Source organism: Streptomyces sp. NPDC087787, from assembly GCF_044743035.1.
Taxonomy (GTDB): domain Bacteria; phylum Actinomycetota; class Actinomycetes; order Streptomycetales; family Streptomycetaceae; genus Streptomyces.
In genome coordinates this window covers 1-17778 of the sequence record NZ_JBIUVQ010000019.1, presented here as the reverse complement: position 1 = coordinate 17778, position 17778 = coordinate 1, and the positions used below count along the sequence as shown (strand labels likewise).

At 70.3% G+C, this 17778-nt stretch carries 13 protein-coding genes and 1 pseudogene; 12 read left to right on the top strand and 2 right to left on the bottom strand.

The genetic code is table 11. The annotated features are described in order from the left end of the window. Window positions 1–8 precede the first annotated feature (8 nt). Genes ACIOWN_RS27140 through ACIOWN_RS27120 form a run of 5 tightly spaced genes read left to right on the top strand, consistent with a single transcriptional unit; the run spans window position 9 to window position 6892 of the window. On the top strand, window positions 9–1040 hold the full coding sequence (locus ACIOWN_RS27140) for an ABC transporter permease (RefSeq protein WP_401983585.1): 1032 nt from the start codon (window positions 9–11) through the stop codon (window positions 1038–1040). Continuing rightward, complete coding sequence (locus ACIOWN_RS27135; RefSeq protein WP_362353379.1) at window positions 1037–1972, top strand: carbohydrate ABC transporter permease; 936 nt, start codon at window positions 1037–1039, stop codon at window positions 1970–1972. Before ACIOWN_RS27140 ends, ACIOWN_RS27135 begins: the two co-directional genes overlap by 4 nt. A 10-nt stretch (window positions 1973–1982) precedes the next feature. Beyond that, complete coding sequence (locus tag ACIOWN_RS27130) at window positions 1983–3944, top strand: beta-galactosidase (RefSeq protein WP_401983583.1); 1962 nt, start codon at window positions 1983–1985, stop codon at window positions 3942–3944. Next, window positions 3941–6139 carry a glycosyl hydrolase family 95 catalytic domain-containing protein gene (locus tag ACIOWN_RS27125; RefSeq protein WP_401983582.1) on the top strand — a complete coding sequence of 733 codons (2199 nt, stop codon included), beginning with the start codon at window positions 3941–3943 and terminating at the stop codon, window positions 6137–6139. The genes ACIOWN_RS27130 and ACIOWN_RS27125 overlap by 4 nt, the downstream gene beginning before the upstream one ends. A gap of 39 nt (window positions 6140–6178) precedes the next feature. After that, on the top strand, window positions 6179–6892 hold the full coding sequence (locus tag ACIOWN_RS27120) for a GH12 family glycosyl hydrolase domain-containing protein (RefSeq protein WP_362353373.1): 714 nt from the start codon (window positions 6179–6181) through the stop codon (window positions 6890–6892). A gap of 79 nt (window positions 6893–6971) precedes the next feature. Here the strand turns inward: ACIOWN_RS27120 and ACIOWN_RS27115 are convergent, their stop codons facing one another. Next, window positions 6972–9023, bottom strand: coding sequence for a TIM-barrel domain-containing protein (locus ACIOWN_RS27115; protein WP_401983581.1), 2052 nt, complete (start codon window positions 9021–9023; stop codon window positions 6972–6974). A gap of 103 nt (window positions 9024–9126) precedes the next feature. Next, entirely contained in the window at window positions 9127–10140 is a 1014-nt protein-coding gene (locus ACIOWN_RS27110) for a LacI family DNA-binding transcriptional regulator (protein ID WP_401983580.1), read from the bottom strand. Window positions 10141–10488: 348 nt separating this feature from the next. On the opposite strand from ACIOWN_RS27110, the gene ACIOWN_RS27105 reads away from it, so the two are divergent. From ACIOWN_RS27105 to ACIOWN_RS27075, 7 genes and pseudogenes are all read left to right on the top strand, one after another. Beyond that, window positions 10489–12429, top strand: coding sequence for an acyl-CoA dehydrogenase family protein (locus ACIOWN_RS27105; protein WP_401983579.1), 1941 nt, complete (start codon window positions 10489–10491; stop codon window positions 12427–12429). A gap of 207 nt (window positions 12430–12636) precedes the next feature. Continuing rightward, entirely contained in the window at window positions 12637–13899 is a 1263-nt protein-coding gene (gene dxr, locus ACIOWN_RS27100; RefSeq protein WP_401983577.1) for a 1-deoxy-D-xylulose-5-phosphate reductoisomerase, read from the top strand. 8 nt (window positions 13900–13907) lie between these two features. Beyond that, complete coding sequence (locus ACIOWN_RS27095) at window positions 13908–15200, top strand: site-2 protease family protein (RefSeq protein ID WP_362353565.1); 1293 nt, start codon at window positions 13908–13910, stop codon at window positions 15198–15200. Between the two features lie 185 nt (window positions 15201–15385). Then, window positions 15386–16294 carry a recombinase family protein gene (locus ACIOWN_RS27090; protein ID WP_362353364.1) on the top strand — a complete coding sequence of 303 codons (909 nt, stop codon included), beginning with the start codon at window positions 15386–15388 and terminating at the stop codon, window positions 16292–16294. Then, window positions 16243–16482, top strand: a pseudogene (locus tag ACIOWN_RS27085) (recombinase zinc beta ribbon domain-containing protein); the annotation flags it as partial. The gene ACIOWN_RS27090 and the pseudogene ACIOWN_RS27085, both read left to right, overlap by 52 nt. Next, complete coding sequence (locus ACIOWN_RS27080) at window positions 16483–17295, top strand: transposase (RefSeq protein WP_362353363.1); 813 nt, start codon at window positions 16483–16485, stop codon at window positions 17293–17295. It begins immediately after the preceding pseudogene. A gap of 211 nt (window positions 17296–17506) precedes the next feature. Then, on the top strand, window positions 17507–17778 hold a 272-nt coding region (locus ACIOWN_RS27075), incomplete at its 3' end, for a flavodoxin-dependent (E)-4-hydroxy-3-methylbut-2-enyl-diphosphate synthase (protein WP_401740193.1).

Below are 17778 nucleotides of genomic sequence, written 5' to 3'. Positions count from 1 at the left end.
GACCGGCCGTGTCCCACAGCACGGTGCCTCGGAGCGGGACCGGGGCCGACACGACGGCGAGGACCGCGAAGGCGTCCGGCGGCGCCACCGGAACCCGGAAAGCTCACGAGGGGAGGCCGATCCTGCGGATCAGGTTGAGACGCGACCGCGTGCTGCTCCTGATGACGCTCCCGGCCGTCGTCCTCGTCCTGCTCTTCAACTACATACCGATCCTCGGCAACGTCGTCGCCTTCCAGGACTACGACCCCTACATCAGCGACAACGGCGTCGTCTCCATCCTGCACAGCCCCTGGGTGGGCCCGGAGAACTTCCGGGCGATCTTCGCGGACTCGGCGTTCTGGAACGCGGTGCGGAACACCCTGGTGCTGTTCTTCCTCCAGCTCGTGCTGTACTTCCCCGTCCCGATCCTGCTCGCGCTGCTCATCAACAGCGTGGTCAGGCCCCGGGTGCGGGCGGTCGCGCAGGCCGTGCTGTACCTGCCGCACTTCTTCTCCTGGGTGCTGGTCATCGCCGTCTTCCAGCAACTGCTCGGCGGCGCCGGACTGCTCTCCCAACTGCTGCGGCAGCACGGCTACGACGGCCTCGACATCATGACCGACCCCACCACCTTCAAGTTCCTCGTCACGGCGCAGAGCGTGTGGAAGGACGCCGGCTGGGGCATCATCGTCTTCCTCGCCGCGCTCGCCTCGGTGAGCCCCGACCTGTACGAGGCCGCCGCGATGGACGGCGCCGGACGATGGCGCCGCATCTGGCACGTCACGCTGCCCGCGCTGCGCCCGGTCATCGCACTGCTGCTCGTGCTGCGCGTCGGCGACGCCCTCACCGTCGGCTTCGAGCAGATCCTGCTGCAACGCGACGCCGTCGGCCCCGGCGCGGCCGAGGTCCTGGACACCTTCGTGTGGTGGAACGGCGTGCGCAACCAGGACTTCGGCTACGCGGCCGCCGCCGGCCTGATCAAGGGCGTGGTCAGCCTCGGGCTGGTCCTCGCCGCGAACAAGGTCGCCCATCTCATGGGCGAGCAGGGGGTGTACCGGAAGTGACCGCCGTGATCGACAAGCCCGTACGGGAACGCCGCGGGTGGGCGGCACCGGCCCGGCCGGTGTGGGAGGAGAAGCCCACCGGGGCCGGCCTGGCGGGCAAGGGACTGGTTCTGGCCCTGGCCTGTCTGGCGATCCTCTTCCCGCTGTGGATCGTCGTCGTCACCAGCCTGTCCTCGCGCAGGACCATCGACGAGGCGGGCGGTCTGGTCATGGTGCCCCAGGGCATCACCTTCGTCGCCTACCGGGAACTGCTCGGCGGCGGCCAGGTCACCCGCGCCGCGGTCGTCAGCATCCTGGTCACCCTGGTCGGCACCCTCTTCTCGATGACGGTGTCCGTGCTCTGCGCCTACGGCCTGTCCCGCACCGGCTCGCTCGGCCACCGCTGGATCCTGATGACGCTGCTGGCCACGATGTTCTTCAGCGCCGGTCTCATCCCGACCTACCTGCTGGTGCAGACCCTCGGACTGACCGACACCTACCTCGCGCTGATCCTGCCCAGCGCGGTGAGCGTGTTCAACATCCTCGTGCTGCGCGGCTTCTTCATGAACATCTCGCCGGAACTCATCGACAGCGCCCGCATCGACGGCGCCGGCGACCTGCGCATCCTGTGGCAGATCGTGATGCCGCTGTCCCGCGCGGTGCTCGCCGTGATCACGCTCTTCTACGCGGTCGGCTACTGGAGCGCGTGGTTCAACGCCTCCCTCTACCTCAACGACCAGAACATGCTGCCGCTGCAGAACGTCATGATCCAGCTCGTCCAGAAGCAGCAGGCCCCCGTGGGCCTCGCCCAGTCCATCAAGACCGGTCAACTCTCCGGGCTCGCCGTGCAGATGGCGGTCATGGTGATGGCATTGCTGCCCGTGGCCGTGCTGTCGCCGTTCGTCCAGAAGCACTTCAGGAAGGGGATGCTCACGGGGGCCGTCAAGGGATAGGAGCACTGTGATGTACACGATCGCCGACCGCCGCATCCTCTTCGGCGGCGACTACAACCCCGAGCAGTGGCCCGAGAAGACCTGGCACGAGGACGTCCGGCTGATGAAGGACGCCGGGGTCAACTCGGTCACCCTCGGCGTCTTCTCCTGGTCGAAGCTCGAACCCCACCCCGGCGCACGGGAGTTCGGCTGGCTGGACACGGTGATGGATCTCATGGCGGCCAACGGTGTCGGAGTCGTCCTCGCCACCCCCACCTCCTCGCCCCCGCCCTGGATGGGCCGCCTGCACCCCGACACCCTGCCCCGCGACGAGGACGGCCACACCGAGTGGTGGGGCGGCCGGCAGCACTTCTCGCACTCCAGTGCCACCTACCGCCGCCACGCCGCCGCCATCACCGAGGACCTGGCCGCCCGCTACGCGGGCCACCCCGCCCTCACCATGTGGCACATCAACAACGAGTACTGCACCCACGACTACGGCGACGAGGCCGCCGCCGCCTTCCGCCGCTGGCTGCGCACGAAGTACGGCACCCTCGACGCCCTCAACACCGCCTGGGGAACGGCGTTCTGGAGCCAGGGCTACGACAGCTGGGACGGCGTCCTGCCCCCGCGCCGCGCCCACTACCTGAAGAACCCCGCCCAGATCCTGGACTTCCGCCGCTTCACCTCCGACATGCTCCTGGAGTGCTACCGCGCCGAACGCGACATCGTCCGCCGGCACACCCCGCACCTTCCGGTCACCACCAACTTCATGCCCCTGTGGTCCGGTCAGGACGGCTGGCGCTGGGCCGCGGAGGAGGACGTCGTCTCCGTCGACCTCTACCCCGACCCGCGCGACCCCCTCGGCGCCCAGTACGGAGCGCTCGTCCAGGACCTCACCCGCTCCCAGGCCCGCGGCCCCTGGATGCTCATGGAACAGGCGGCCGGCCCGGTCAACTGGCGCGGTGTCAACCACCCCAAGCCGTCGGGGCTCAACCGGCTGTGGTCCCTGCAGGCGGTGGCCCACGGCGCCGACGCCGTCTGCTACTTCCAGTGGCGCCAGTCCCGGCAGGGCGCGGAGAAGTTCCACTCCGCGATGGTCGGCCACGCCGGCGAGCAGGGCCGCACGTTCCAGGAGATCAAGCGCATCGGCGCGGAACTGGACCGGATCGGCGCCGAGGTGTCCGGCACCCACGGCAGCCGCGACATCGCGGTCCTCCACGACTGGCACTCCTGGTGGGCCTGCGAACAGGACGGCCGCCCGTCCACGCACGTCGAGTACCCCGAGGTCCTGCGGGCCTGGCACCGCGCCCTGTGGGAAGCCCACCTCACCACCGATTTCGCCCACCCCGGACACGACCTCACTGCCTACCGGCTCGTCGTCGTCCCCCAGCTCTACTTGCTCACCGACGAGGCGATCGACAACCTCCTGGCGTACGTGGCGAGCGGCGGCACCCTCGTGTGCGGCTTCCTCACCGGGGTCGCCGACGAGGACGACCGCGTTCGCCCCGGCGGCATGGACCCCCGGCTGCGCGAACTGTTCGGCATCCGCACGCTGCACCAGTGGTGGCCGCTGGAGCCGGGGGAGGGCGTCGCGTGCGCGGACGGGCTGCGCGGGACGCTGTGGTCGGAGGAGATCGAGGCCGCCGGCACCGTCGACGAGACGGTCCCGTACCAGGGCGGCGAGCTCGACGGGCTGCCCGCCGTGCTGCGCCGGGGCCGCGCCTGGTACGTCTCCACGCTCCCCGAGCCCGGGGCGCTGCGCGCCCTGCTCACCCGCGTCGCCGCCGGCGCGGGCGTCCGCCCGGTGCTGGACGGACTGTCCGCCGGGGTCGAGGCCGTCCGGCGCGGCGAGCTGCTGTTCCTGCTCAACCACGGACGCGAGCCGGTCACCGTCGACGTGCCGGGCACCCACCGCGACCTGCTCACCGGAGAGGCCGTGACCGGCCGCACGACGCTCGGACGGTACGGAGCGGCGGTGCTGAAGCCGTGAGGGGCGGACCGCGGCACGGAACCTGGGAACCCCTGCCGGCCGCCCGCTGGGAGGACGCCTTCCTCAGCGGCAACGGCCACCACGGCGCCCTGGTGTTCGGCGACCCGGACGACGACCGCGTGATCGTCACCCACCACACCCTCGTCCGCCCCAACGGCGCCGAGCACGCCCGGCCCCCGCTCCTCGCCGGTGAACTGCGAGCCCTCCAGGACCGGTTGCTCGCCGGTGACCGCACCGCCGCCGAGTCCTTCACGGACGGCCGCCCGTTGCAGTGGGTGCAGCCCTTCCACCCGGCCTTCCGGATCCGGCTGAGCCGCCCGCCTCGTGCCCGCCGGGGCTACCGCCGCTCGGTCGACTTCACCAGCGGCGAGGCGACGGCGGTGTGCGGGGACCGGAGCAGCCGCGTCTTCGTCTCCCGCGCCGACGATGTGATCGTCCAGCACGTCACCGCGCCCGGCCCCACGTTCGACATCCGCCTGGACCACCGGCTGCCCGGCGCGCCGCCCGGCCTGCGCGTCGGGGACGGAGCGCTGCTCACCGCCGAGGGCGCCGTACTGAGCCTGCACGCCGGCTACCCCGGCAGCGACCGCGGCTACACCGGCGTGACACTGATCGCCGTCACCGCGGGCACCACGGTCCTCACCCCGCCCGGAGTGCGCGTCACCGGCGCGGACTCGGTGCTGCTGCTCACCCGGGTGCGCCGGCACACCGGTGAGCCGGCGGTGACCGAGGAGGCGGGGGCCCTGCTCGACCTGCTCACCGGACGGACGTACGACGACCTCCTCGACCGCCACCTGCCCGCACACCGCACCGCCTACCACCGTGTCACCCTCGACCTGCACGGCGAGCCCGCCGAACGCTCCCTGCCGGGCTCGGAGTTGCTGAAGCGTCCCGGCAGCGCGGCCCTGGCGGAGCGGCTGTTCGCGGCGGGCCGCTACCACCTGCTCTCTTCCAGCGGCCTGCTCCCGCCCCGGCTCACCGGACTGTGGACCGGCGACTGGGACACGGCCTGGTCCGGCGCGTTCACCACGGACGCCAACCTCAACCTCCAGACCGCCTCCGCCGCCGCGGCCGGTCTCCCCGAGGTCGTCGAGGCCCTGGCCCGGCTCGTCGAGGCACAACTGCCCGACTGGCGGGACAACGCCCGTGCGATCTTCGGCACCCGAGGGGCCGTCGCCCCCGCGCACACCGACGGCGAGTCCGGCCACACCTGCCACTTCAGCCGTGAGTACCCGCTGCACCTGTGGACCGCGGGAGCCGACTGGCTGCTCAAGCCGCTCGTCGACCTCGACGAGACGCGCGGCGCCCAGGACCCCCGCACCGCCGCCGCGCTCGCCGAGACCGCCCGGTTCTACGAGGACTTCCTCACCCGCACCGACGAGCACGGCCACCTCGTGGTCGTCCCCTCCTACTCGCCCGAGAACCGCCCCGCCGACGCGAGCTGGGGCACGCTCAACGCGGCCATGGACCTCTCCGCCGCCCGGCACGCCCTGCGGACGGCCGCCGCCTACCACCCCGGCACCCCCGACGCCGAACGCTGGCAGGCCCTCGCCGACCGCCTCCCGCCGCACCGGGTCAACGCCGACGGCGCCCTCGCCGAATGGGCGTGGCCCGGCCTCGCGGACACCTACGACCACCGCCATCTCAGCCACCTCTACGCCGTCTGGCCGCTGGACGAGATCGACCCCCGCGACACCCCGGACCTGGCCGCCGCCGCCCACCGCGCCCTCGTACTGCGCGGCGCGGAGAACGACTCGGCCCACGGCCACCTCCACCACGCCCTGATCGCGGCCCGCCTCGGCGACGGCGACCGCGCCGCCCGCGCCCTCGCGAACGTGCTGGACGGCGACTACTACCACGCCTCCCTGATGAGCGCCCACTACCCGAACCGGAACGTCTACAACGCCGACGCCGCCCACGCCCTGCCCGCCGTGCTGATCGAGACACTGGTGCGGTCGACCCCGGACCGGCTGGTCCTGCTGCCCGCGCCCCCGCCCGCGTACCCGGAGGGCGAACTGCGCGGCATCCGCACCCGGTTCGGGGCCGAGGTCGACCTGGCGTGGAGCCCTGACGCGGCCACCGCGCTGCTGCGCCCCACTCGCACCCTCCGCATCGACCTGAGGACTCCCTCCGGCGCACGACCGCTCGACCTGGTCGCCGGAGAGGTCCACGCCCTCGACCTGAGGACGTGGTGACCCCCCGCAACTCCCCCCACCCATGGAAGGGACACCACCATGGCAACACGCACACGGAGCGGACTCCGCACGGCGCTGCTCGCGCCCGCCCTCGCCCTCGGCGCCACCGTCGGCCTCGCCTCCGCCCCCGCCCAGGCCGCCGTCTGGAACTCCTGCGACCAGTGGGGCAACACCACGCTGAACGGCTACACGCTCTACAACAACATCTGGGGCTCCGGCACCGGCAGCCAGTGCATCTGGGCCAACTCCGGCACCAACTGGGGCGTATCGGCGAACCACCCCAACACGGGCGGCATCAAGTCCTACCCGAACGCCAAGAAGGTGGTCAACAAGCCGATCACCTCGCTCGCCTCGCTCACCAGCAACTACAACGTCACCGTCCCGTCCGCCGGTGCGTACAACACCTCGTACGACATCTGGGACACCGGCTACAAGTACGAGGTCATGCTCTGGGTCAACAAGACCGGGGCCGTCGGCCCGCTCGGCAGCTCCCAGGGCAGCGTCACCCTCGGCGGCTCGACGTGGACCGTCTACAAGGGCAACAACGGCTCGAACGACGTGTTCTCGTTCATCCGCGGCTCCAACTCCAGCTCCGGCACGGTGAACATCCTGCCCATCCTGAAGTGGATCAAGGACACCAAGGGCTGGTTCGGCAACGTGACCATCGGGGACGTGCAGTTCGGCTACGAGATCACGTCGTCGTCCGGCGGTCTGAACTTCACCACCAACAGCCTCACGGTCAGCAGCAGCTGATCCCGGCGGGCCCATGAGTGTGCGGCCGGTCCCGTATAGGGGAGGGACCGGCCGCACGTACGTCCGCGCCCGCGCCGCGCTACCCGGCGACCGGGAGTTCGGCGCCGTCCCGCAGGAACAGCGGAATGCGGTCCAGCGGCGCGTCGACCGTCACGGCCGTACCGCCCTCGTACTCCCGGCCCGTCCACGCGTCGGTCCACCGCGCGCCCGCCGGGAGATACGCGGTGCGGGCCGTGGCCCCGGCGGTCAGCACCGGCGCGACCAGCAGGTCCGGGCCCAGGAGGTAGGAGTCGTCCGCCGTCCACGCCGTCTGGTCCGCGGGGAACTCCAGGAACAACGGCCGCATCACCGGCAGCCCGTCCTCGTGGGCCTCCCGCATGACCTGCAGCACGTACGGCTTCAGACGCTCGCGCAGCCGCAGGTACTTCTCCAGGACCGGATAGGCCCGCTCTCCGTACGACCAGACCTCGTTGGGGCCGCCGGTCATCTCCGGGCCCAGCGGCATGCCCGGGTCCCGGAAGCCGTGCAGCCGCATCAGCGGGGACAGCGCGCCGAACTGGAACCAGCGCACCAGCAGCTCCCGGTAGGCGGGGTCGTCCGGGTCGCCGCCGTGGAAGCCGCCGATGTCGGTGTTCCACCACGGGATGCCGGACAGCGCGGTGTTCAGACCGGCCGCGATCTGGCGGCGCAGGGTCGCGAAGTCGGTGCCGATGTCACCGGACCACAGGGCGGCGCCGTGGCGCTGGCTGCCCGCCCACGCCGAGCGGTTGAGGGTGATCACCTCGTCCACGCCGGCGGCGCGCAGGCCCTCGTCGAAGGTGCGGGAGTTCTCCGCCGGGTAGAGGTTGCCGACCTCCAGGCCGGGACCCGCCCAGTACCGCAGGTTCTCGGCGAAGCCCGGCTTCAGCTCCGGCTCGCAGGCGTCCAGCCAGAACGCCGTGATGCCGTACGGGTCCAGGTAGTTCTCCTTGATCCTGGACCACACGAAGTCGCGCGCCTCGGGGTTGGTGGCGTCGTAGAAGGCCACCTGGACGGTGGAGGCGACCTGCTTGTCGGGCCAGTCGGCGTGCGCCATCGGGCCGTACTGGGTGCCGATGAAGTAGCCGAGCTGCTCCATCACCGGGTGGTTCTCGCTCAGCGGCGACACCGACGGCCAGACGGACACCACCAGCTTGATGCCGAGGTCCGCCAGCTCGCGCACCATCGCCGCCGGGTCGGGCCACTGAGCGGGGTCGAACCTCCACTCGCCCAGGTGGGTCCAGTGGAAGAAGTCGCAGACGATCGCGTCGATGGGCAGGTTCCGCCGCTTGTACTCGCGGGCCACTTCGAGGAGTTCGTCCTGGGTGCGGTAGCGCAGCTTGCACTGCCAGAAGCCGGCCGCCCACTCGGGCAGCATCGGGGTACGGCCGGTGACCGCGCTGTAGCGGCGCTGGGCGTCGGCCGGGGAGCCCGCGGTGATCCAGTAGTCGATCTGCCGGGCGGAGTCCGCCACCCAGCGGGTGCCGTTCCCGGCCAACTCCACACGGCCGATCGCCGGGTTGTTCCACAGCAGGGTGTAGCCGCGGCTGGAGGTGAGCACGGGGATCGTGACCTCGGCGTTGCGCTGGACCAGGTCGACGACCAGGCCCTTCTGGTCGAGCCGGCCGTGCTGGTGCTGGCCGAGCCCGTACAGCCTCTCGTCGTCGTAGGCGGCGAAACGCTGCTCAAGGCGGTGGTGGCCGTTGCCGACGGCGGTGTAGAGGCGGGGGCCGGGCCACCAGAAGTGGGCGCGTTCCTCCGCCAGCAGTTCCGTGAGGTCGTCGGTGCGCAGGAAGCGGACGAGACCCGAGGCGTCGACGTCGACCGTGAGCGCGCCGACGGTCAGGCGTCCCCGGCCGTCCTCGATCTTGACGGTGCTCTCGGTGGCCGGAGCCTGGGCGAGGAGCGCGCCGGGCAGGTCGTCCAGGACCGGGCCCCCGAGCCGGGCGCGCACCCGGACCGCGTCCGGCCCCCACGGCTCGACGCGTACGGTCTCCTGGCGGCCGCTCCACTCCAGCACGCCGTCCCGGTCGCGGAACGTGCCGACCGTGGGGGAGGACTGGGCGAGGCTGACCGGGCCGTGCGGGGGCTGGTTCTCGGCATGCTGGTTCACGATGCTCCTTGAAGGAGTGCGGACGGGGGAGTCCTGCGAGAAGGCGTGAGAAGGCATGGGGCGCCCTGAGCGGGTCGGGGCCCGAGACGGAGCGGACCTGGGTTCAGGAGCCGGAGGCGACCGGCCCCGAACTCGCCCGGACCGTCAACTCCGGCGCGATGAGCACCACTTCGTCCGCGCCCCGCCCGTCGAGCTTGGCCACCAGGCGCGCGACCGCGTGCCGCCCCATCTCCTGGGCGGGGATGCCGACCGAGGTCAGCCGCACCGAGGCCTGGACGGCGACCTGGTCCGGGCAGATCGCGACCACCGACACGTCCTCGGGGATCGCCCGGCCCTGCTGGCGCAGCAGGGCGAGCAGGGGTTCGACGGCGGACTCGTTCTGCACGACGAAGCCGGTGGTGCCCGGGCGCTCGTCGAGGATCCGGGCCAGGGTCAGAGCCATCGCGTCGTACCCGCCCTCGCACGGGCGGTGCAGCAGGCCCAGACCCAGCTCGCGGGCCCGGGAGCGCAGGCCGTCGAGGGTGCGTTCGGCGAAGCCGGTGTGCCGTTCGTAGACCGCGGGCGCCTCGCCGATGACGGCGATCTCGCGGTGCCCGAGCAGCGCCAGATGCTCCACGCACAGCGCGCCCGTCGCACCCCAGTCCAGGTCCACGCAGGTCAGCCCGGCGGTGTCGGCGGGCAGCCCGATCAGGACGGTCGGCTGGTCAGCCTCCCGCAGCAGCGGCAGCCGTTCGTCGTCCAGCTCGACGTCCATCAGGATCATGGCGTCGGCGAGCCCGCTGCCGGTGACCCGGCGCACGGCGTCGGGGCCCTCCTCACCGGTGAGGAGCAGCACGTCGTAACCGTGGGTACGGGCGGTCGTGGCCACGGCGATGGCGATCTCCATCATCACCGGCACGTACATGTCGGTACGCAGCGGGATCATCAGGGCGATGATGTTCGACCTGCTGCTCGCCAGGGCGCGGGCGCCCGCGTTCGGGTGGTAGCCGAGCTTCCGGATGCTCTCCTCGACCCGCTGCCGGGTGCTCGCGGAGATGGACCGCTTGCCACTGAGGACGTAGCTCACCGTGCTCGCCGAGACTCCGGCGTGCTGGGCGACCTCGGCGAGGGTGACCATCCAGCTCTCCAAGGTGTGTGAAGCGCTTCGACAGTGCGCAGTACCGACATCGGGAGGTAAGGGTGGTTCGACAGTAGCTCCGGCAGGAGTGGGTGTCCATAGGCTGTCGAAGCGCTTCGACTGTTTTCTTTTCCCGCTCCCGGACGGGCCATCCGAACGGAGTACAAGGAGTGGTCGTCACGCCCCGCACACACGATGCTGGGCGGGACAGACCGAAACAGACGGTGGACTGCGAGCGTCCGTGCGCGTGGGGTGGTGGGTCCGCCCGGTATCGGGTACATACGATCCAGTAGCACCGGTCGGTAACGTACCGCACCCTCCATCCCTCTTCGCGGCGAGGTGAGCCTCATGTCCGCACCAACGTCCAACAAGCCCACCGTCACCGAGCGCGAGGCCCGCCAGGTGGCGGAGGCCGCTCGGGAGCAGGACTGGCACAGGCCGAGCTTCGCCAAGGAACTGTTCCTCGGCCGCTTCCGGCTCGATCTCATCCATCCGCACCCGCTGCCCGCGGCCGACGACGTGCAGCGCGGCGAGGAGTTCCTCGCCAAGCTCCGCGACTTCTGCGAGACGAAGATCGACTCGGCCCGCATCGAGCGCGACGCGCGGATCCCGGACGAGGTCGTCACCGGGCTCAAGGAGCTCGGCGCGCTCGGCATGAAGATCGACACCAAGTACGGCGGCCTCGGCCTGACCCAGGTCTACTACAACAAGGCCCTCGCCCTGGCCGGCTCCGCCAGCCCCGCGATCGGCGCGCTGCTCTCCGCACACCAGTCGATCGGCGTGCCGCAGCCGCTGAAACTCTTCGGCACACAGGAGCAGAAGGACACCTTCCTGCCCCGCTGCGCCCGCACGGACATCTCCGCCTTCCTGCTGACCGAGCCGGACGTCGGATCCGACCCCGCGCGCCTGGCGACCACGGCCGTCCCGGACGGGGACGGCTACGTCCTCGACGGGGTCAAGCTGTGGACGACCAACGGAGTCGTGGCCGACCTCCTCGTCGTCATGGCACGCGTGCCGAAGTCCGAGGGCCACCGCGGCGGCATCACCGCGTTCGTCGTCGAGGCCGCCTCCGAGGGCGTCACCGTGGAGAACCGCAACGCCTTCATGGGCCTGCGCGGCATCGAGAACGGCGTCACCCGCTTCCACCGGGTGCGGGTCCCGGCCGCCCACCGCATCGGCGCCGAGGGCCAGGGCCTGAAGATCGCCCTGACCACCCTGAACACCGGCCGCCTCTCCCTGCCCGCGATGTGCGCGGGCGCGGGCAAGTGGTGCCTGAAGATCGCCCGCGAGTGGTCCGCGGTCCGCGAGCAGTGGGGCAAGCCGGTCGCGCTGCACGAGGCGGTCGGCTCGAAGATCTCGTTCATCGCGGCCACCACCTTCGCGCTGGAGGCGGTGCTCGACCTGTCGTCCCAGATGGCCGACGAGAACCGCAACGACATCCGCATCGAGGCCGCCCTGGCCAAGCTCTACGGCTCGGAGATGGCCTGGCGGATGGCCGACGAGCTGGTCCAGATCCGCGGCGGCCGCGGCTACGAGACAGCCGCGTCCCTCGCCGCCCGCGGGGAACGCGCGGTCCCCGCCGAGCAGATGCTGCGCGACCTGCGCATCAACCGCATCTTCGAGGGCTCGACCGAGATCATGCACCTGCTGATCGCGCGAGAGGCGGTCGACGCCCACCTCTCGGTCGCCGGCGACCTCATCGACCCCGACAAGTCCCTGTCGGACAAGGCGAGGGCGGGCGCGAACGCGGGCGTCTTCTACGCCAGGTGGCTGCCCAGGCTGGTCGCGGGCCCGGGCCAGCTCCCGCGCTCGTACGCCGAGTTCCACCCGTCCGGACACGTCGACCTGTCCGGCCACCTGCGGTACGTGGAACGCCACGCCCGCAGGCTCGCCCGCTCCACCTTCTACGCCATGTCCCGCTGGCAGGGCCGGATGGAGACCAAGCAGGGCTTCCTCGGCCGGATCGTCGACATCGGCGCCGAACTGTTCGCGATGAGCGCGGCCTGCGTCCGCGCCGAACTCCTGCGCACCCAGGGCGACCACGGCCGCGAGGCCTACCAGCTCGCCGACGCCTTCTGCCGGCAGTCCCGCATCCGCGTCGCCGAACTCTTCGACCGCCTGTGGACCAACACCGACGACCTCGACCGCAAGGTCGTCAAGGGCGTCCTCGGCGGCGCCTACACCTGGCTGGAGGAAGGCGTCGTCGACCCGTCGGACGACGGCCCGTGGATCGCGGAGGCGACCCCCGGACCGAGCGAGCGGGAGAACGTGCACCGGCCGATCAGGTGACGGCCGGCCGACGGCCGTGACACGCGGCACGGCCACCAGACGGCGACATCCACCGGCCGCCCGGCGGCACCGGCCACCGGGCGGCCGACCGCGTCCCCCGACCCGGCGCGCCGGTGGCGCGTCCGCGGCGCGGCGACCGGCGACTCGCTCCCCCCTTCGAGGGGACGCGCTGTCCGTCCGGGCACCCGGTGCGGCCACAATGGGGGGATGAGCGACAGTCCAGCCCCTCTCGCCGACCCGCACCTCGTCTTCGACCCCGTCGCCGGGGACGGCCCCAAGGACGTGGTGGTGCTCGGGTCAACCGGGTCCATCGGCACCCAGGCCATCGACCTCGTACTGCGCAACCCGGAGCGCTTCCGGGTCACCGGGCTCTCCGCCAACGGCGGACGGGTCGGTCTCCTCGCCGAGCAGGCGTACCGGCTGCGGGCGCGGACCGTCGCCGTGGCCCGCGAGGACGTCGTACCGGCCCTGCGCGAGGCGCTCGCCGCGCAGTACGGGGCGTCCGAGCCCCTCCCCGAGATCCTCGCAGGACCGGAGGCCGCCACCCACCTGGCCGCCTCCGACTGCCACACGGTCCTCAACGGCATCACCGGCTCCATCGGTCTCGCCCCGACCCTCGCCGCCCTGGAGGCGGGCCGCACCCTCGCGCTCGCCAACAAGGAGTCGCTCATCGTCGGCGGCCCGCTGGTCAAGGCGCTCGCCAAGCCCGGTCAGATCATCCCGGTGGACTCCGAGCACGCCGCCCTCTTCCAGGCGCTCGCGGCGGGAACGCGGGCCGATGTGCGCAAGCTCGTCGTCACCGCCTCCGGCGGCCCCTTCCGCGGCCGCACCAAGGCCGAGCTCGCCGACGTCACCGTCGAGGACGCCCTCGCCCACCCCACCTGGGCGATGGGCCCGGTGATCACGGTCAACTCCGCCACCCTGGTCAACAAGGGACTCGAGGTCATCGAGGCACACCTGCTGTACGACATTTCCTTCGACCGCATTGAGGTCGTCGTGCATCCGCAGTCGTATGTCCACTCGATGGTTGAGTTCACCGACGGATCCACCCTCGCCCAGGCGACGCCCCCGGACATGCGCGGGCCCATCGCCATCGGCCTGGGCTGGCCGGAACGCGTTCCCGACGCCGCGCCCACCTTCGACTGGAGCAAGGCGTCGGCCTGGGAGTTCTTCCCGCTCGACACCGAGGCCTTCCCCTCCGTGGGGCTCGCCCGGCACGTGGGCGGGCTCGGCGGCACCGCCCCGGCCGTGTTCAACGCGGCCAACGAGGAGTGCGTCGACGCGTTCCTGCGCGGCGCCCTGCCCTTCAACGGGATCATGGAGACCGTGACACAAGTGGTCGAGGAGCACGGCACACCCCACACGGGAACTACCCTGACGGTGCCGGACGTCCTCGAAGCGGAGACCTGGGCCCGCGCCAGGGCCCGGGAACTGACAGCGCGAACGGCGACAGCGGAGGCGCGTGCATGACGTCCTTGATGATGATCCTCGGCATAGTCGTCTTCGTGGTGGGCCTGCTGGTCTCCATCGCGTGGCACGAGCTGGGGCATCTGTCCACCGCCAAGCTCTTCGGCATCCGCGTGCCGCAGTACATGGTGGGATTCGGCCCGACGCTGTGGTCCCGCAGGAAGGGCGAGACGGAGTACGGCGTCAAGGCCATCCCGTTCGGCGGCTACATCCGCATGATCGGCATGTTCCCGCCGGGCGACGACGGGCGGATCACGGCCCGCTCCACCTCGCCCTGGCGCAGCATGATCGAGGACGCCCGCTCGGCCGCCTTCGAGGAGCTCGGCCCCGGTGACGAGAAGCGCCTGTTCTACACCCGTGCCCCGTGGAAGCGGGTCATCGTGATGTTCGCGGGCCCCTTCATGAACCTGATCCTCGCGGTGGCGCTGTTCCTGACCGTCCTCATGGGCTTCGGCATCTCGCAGCAGACGACCACCGTCAGCTCCGTCTCCCAGTGCGTCATCGCGCAGAGCGAGAACCGGGACAACTGCAAGAAGACCGACGCCCCGGCACCGGCCGCGGCCGCCGGCCTGAAGGCGGGCGACAAGATCGTCTCCTTCAACGGGGTGAGCACCGGCAACTGGAACCAGCTGTCCGACCTGATCCGCGCCAATCCCGGCAAGGAGGTGTCGATCGTCGTCGACCGCAAGGGACAGGACGTCACCCTGCACGCGAAGATCGCCACCAACCAGGTCGCCAAGAAGGACTCACGCGGCCAGATCGTGCAGGGGCAGTACGTCAGCGCCGGCTTCCTCGGCTTCAGCGCCGCCACCGGCATCGTCCGCCAGGACTTCGGCCAGTCCGTGACCTGGATGGGCGACCGGCTCGGTGAGGCCGTCCACTCCATCGCGAGCCTGCCCGGCAAGGTGCCGGCCCTGTGGAACGCGGCCTTCGACGGCGCTCCCCGCCAGCCCGACTCCCCGATGGGCGTGGTCGGCGCGGCCCGCGTCGGCGGCGAGATCTTCACCCTGGACATCCCGCCCACCCAGCAACTGGCCATGGCCCTGATGCTGGTCGCCGGCTTCAACCTCTCCCTGTTCCTGTTCAACATGCTCCCGCTGCTCCCGCTGGACGGCGGGCACATCGCGGGGGCGCTGTGGGAGTCGCTGCGGCGGAACCTGGCGAGGGTGCTGCGCCGGCCGGACCCCGGTCCGTTCGACGTGGCGAAGCTGATGCCGGTGGCCTACGTAGTGGCGGGCGTCTTCGTCTGCTTCACGCTCTTGGTTCTAGTGGCAGACGTGGTCAATCCCGTGCGAATCAGCTAGACAAACGGTCATTTTCTGTCGCGATGACCGTGATGCCGCGCCCTTCACCCATGTAACTCACACGGGTGAAGGGCGCGGTTCTTTCCGTACGACGCAGTCGCGAACCTCGTACGTTCCTGCTGTTCATGGGTGACCCCAGCGGTGCGCCAACACCCTGGGGTCTGGCCGGCCTGAGAGGGGCTGACATGCAGCAAGGTACTGCCGCCCGCGCGGATGACAAAGGCTGGGGGGCGCAAACCGTCGATGTCGCCGCATACATGCGGGTCTCGACCACCGAGCAGAAGGGTAAGTACGGGATTCCGGTCCAGGCGCAAGCCATTCGCGCCTTCGTGGAACAGCGGGACTCGTGGCGTCTGGTTCAATCCCGGGAAGACCTCGGCGAATCGGGATCGACGTATTTCCGCCCGGGTCTGGACGCACTGCTGGAGGACATTTCACTGGGGCGCTTCAAGCACGTCCTGGTACATCGCCTGGACCGGCTGGGGCGGACGGAGGCGGCTATCTGGCGGTGCATCTGGCAGATCGAGGACATTGGGGCGCAGGTGGAGTGCTGTACGGAGCCCCTCGGTGAACCGGGCCTCACCCGCTGGCTCACGGTCGACCGGCTGGCACGAGCAGTCGAGATGGACTATAGGCGTATTATCGTCCGCACTCAGGCGGGACGGCAGATGAAAGCAGTCGATGGTGGATGGCCGGGTGGCCCAGCTCCTTACGGATATCGATTCAGCGGTAGGGGCGTATTCGGGTCGGCTCTCGAAGTGGATCCGGCCGAAGCACGTGTAATGAGGCTCATCGCCGACCTGGTCATCGAAGGTGTGCGTGGTATCACGGACCTGGCGAACGGGTTGAACGACCGCGGCGTCCTCACACGAAACGGCAAAAGCTGGACGCCGTCGAACCTGTTTCGCCGCTTGAAGAGCGGGACATTCCTCGGAGAAGTGGTCTTTCGCCGCATCGACAAGCAGTGGACCGGTAACTGCACCAGGCTGCGCAGTGATGGACGTCCGCTGCACGGCGAGAGTGTGGTGATTCCGCTGCCCCCATTCTCTCGCCAGATCGGATCAGGGCCTTTCAGGATGCGCTGTCCGGACTGACCGGGCGCCGCCGGAAGCCGAACGGGGAGTACCTGCTCAGCGGACTCATCCATGGGTCGTGCGAGTTGCCGTACGTAGGCACTTTCCGCAGCAAGGACGGGGTGCGGACTTACCGCTGTTCGGGATGGAACGCGACGGTCTCCTGTGGCTGCCCCTTCATGCCCGCCGATTACATGGAGGAACGGGTGGTGAGCCAGGTCAACGCCCTACTGGCCTCGATTCCGGCGCACAGCAGGCCCACGGTGCCGGTTTCCTCCAGGGCACAGACGCAGTTGACCAGGCACCTCGAGAGGGTGAGGTCGCTGGAACGGCTCGTTGTGGAGTGTGCTGAGGAACTCGACGGATTGCGAAGCCAAGCGCGGCAGAGCCGCGTCATCGCCGCTGCAATGCGACAGCTCGAAGCGGAGCAAGAGGTCTTCGACCGGATCCTGGCGCACGCGCGGGACTGGATGAGCGAACTTGAGAACCTTGGTGGCAGGGACGCCCGGTTGGCGGCGGTTCTGGGTGCGGCCTTTCCGGATATGTGGTCACTCTCGTTGTCCGAGCAGCGTGACCTGATCGAGTACGTCACGGTTCGCGTGGACATCGTGGACCCGGCGTTTCGGTACCGAGAGGGACAGAGGTGCTTAACGGTCCTGTGGCATGAGCGTACGAGGACGCCTGTTCCGCCCGACCCCACGCGCAGTCAGTGGACCCGTATCGAAGGCTTGCTTCATGACAGGTATCCGGCACACCACTTTCGCTCACCACTGGATTTGCGAGCGGCCCTCATGGGGATGTTCCACCGCCTGCGTACGGGAATCCTCTGGCGTGATCTTCCTGAGCGGTTCGGTGACTTTCGGAAGGTCCGCTGGAGGCAGCGCACGTTGTTGGCGGACGGTGTGTGGGCGGAAATCGTGACACTCCTCAATGAGGAAGGAGAGGGCACACCAGTCCTGAGCTACGAGGCGAGCCCAGCTCTCGCCATCAGCACGAGCCTCGACGCCGAAGTCGTCCGCTGAGCGTCCAGGGCGGTCCGGGTGTCCCGGTCAATCGGGGAGCATGTCCTCCGACGTGGCCACTATGCCCGGACCACCGGCATCGAACGCCATCAGGTGGATCGCTGGGACGCCGTGTGCTTCCGTTCCTGTCCGTGCCGTAATCTCGGATCCTGGGAGCCCCCGCCGCTGAACGGGGCCGGACCTTGATCCACGACTTGGGGTTGCACAGCAGATGACTGCGATTTCTCTCGGCATGCCGTCCGTTCCGACCAAGATCGCCGAGCGCCGCAAGAGCCGGCAGATCCAGGTCGGGTCCGTGGCCGTGGGCGGGGACGCGCCGGTGTCGGTGCAGTCGATGACGACGACGCGTACGTCGGACATCGGTGCGACGTTGCAGCAGATCGCGGAGCTGACGGCGTCGGGGTGCCAGATCGTGCGGGTGGCGTGTCCGACGCAGGACGACGCGGACGCGTTGGCGACGATCGCGCGGAAGTCGCAGATCCC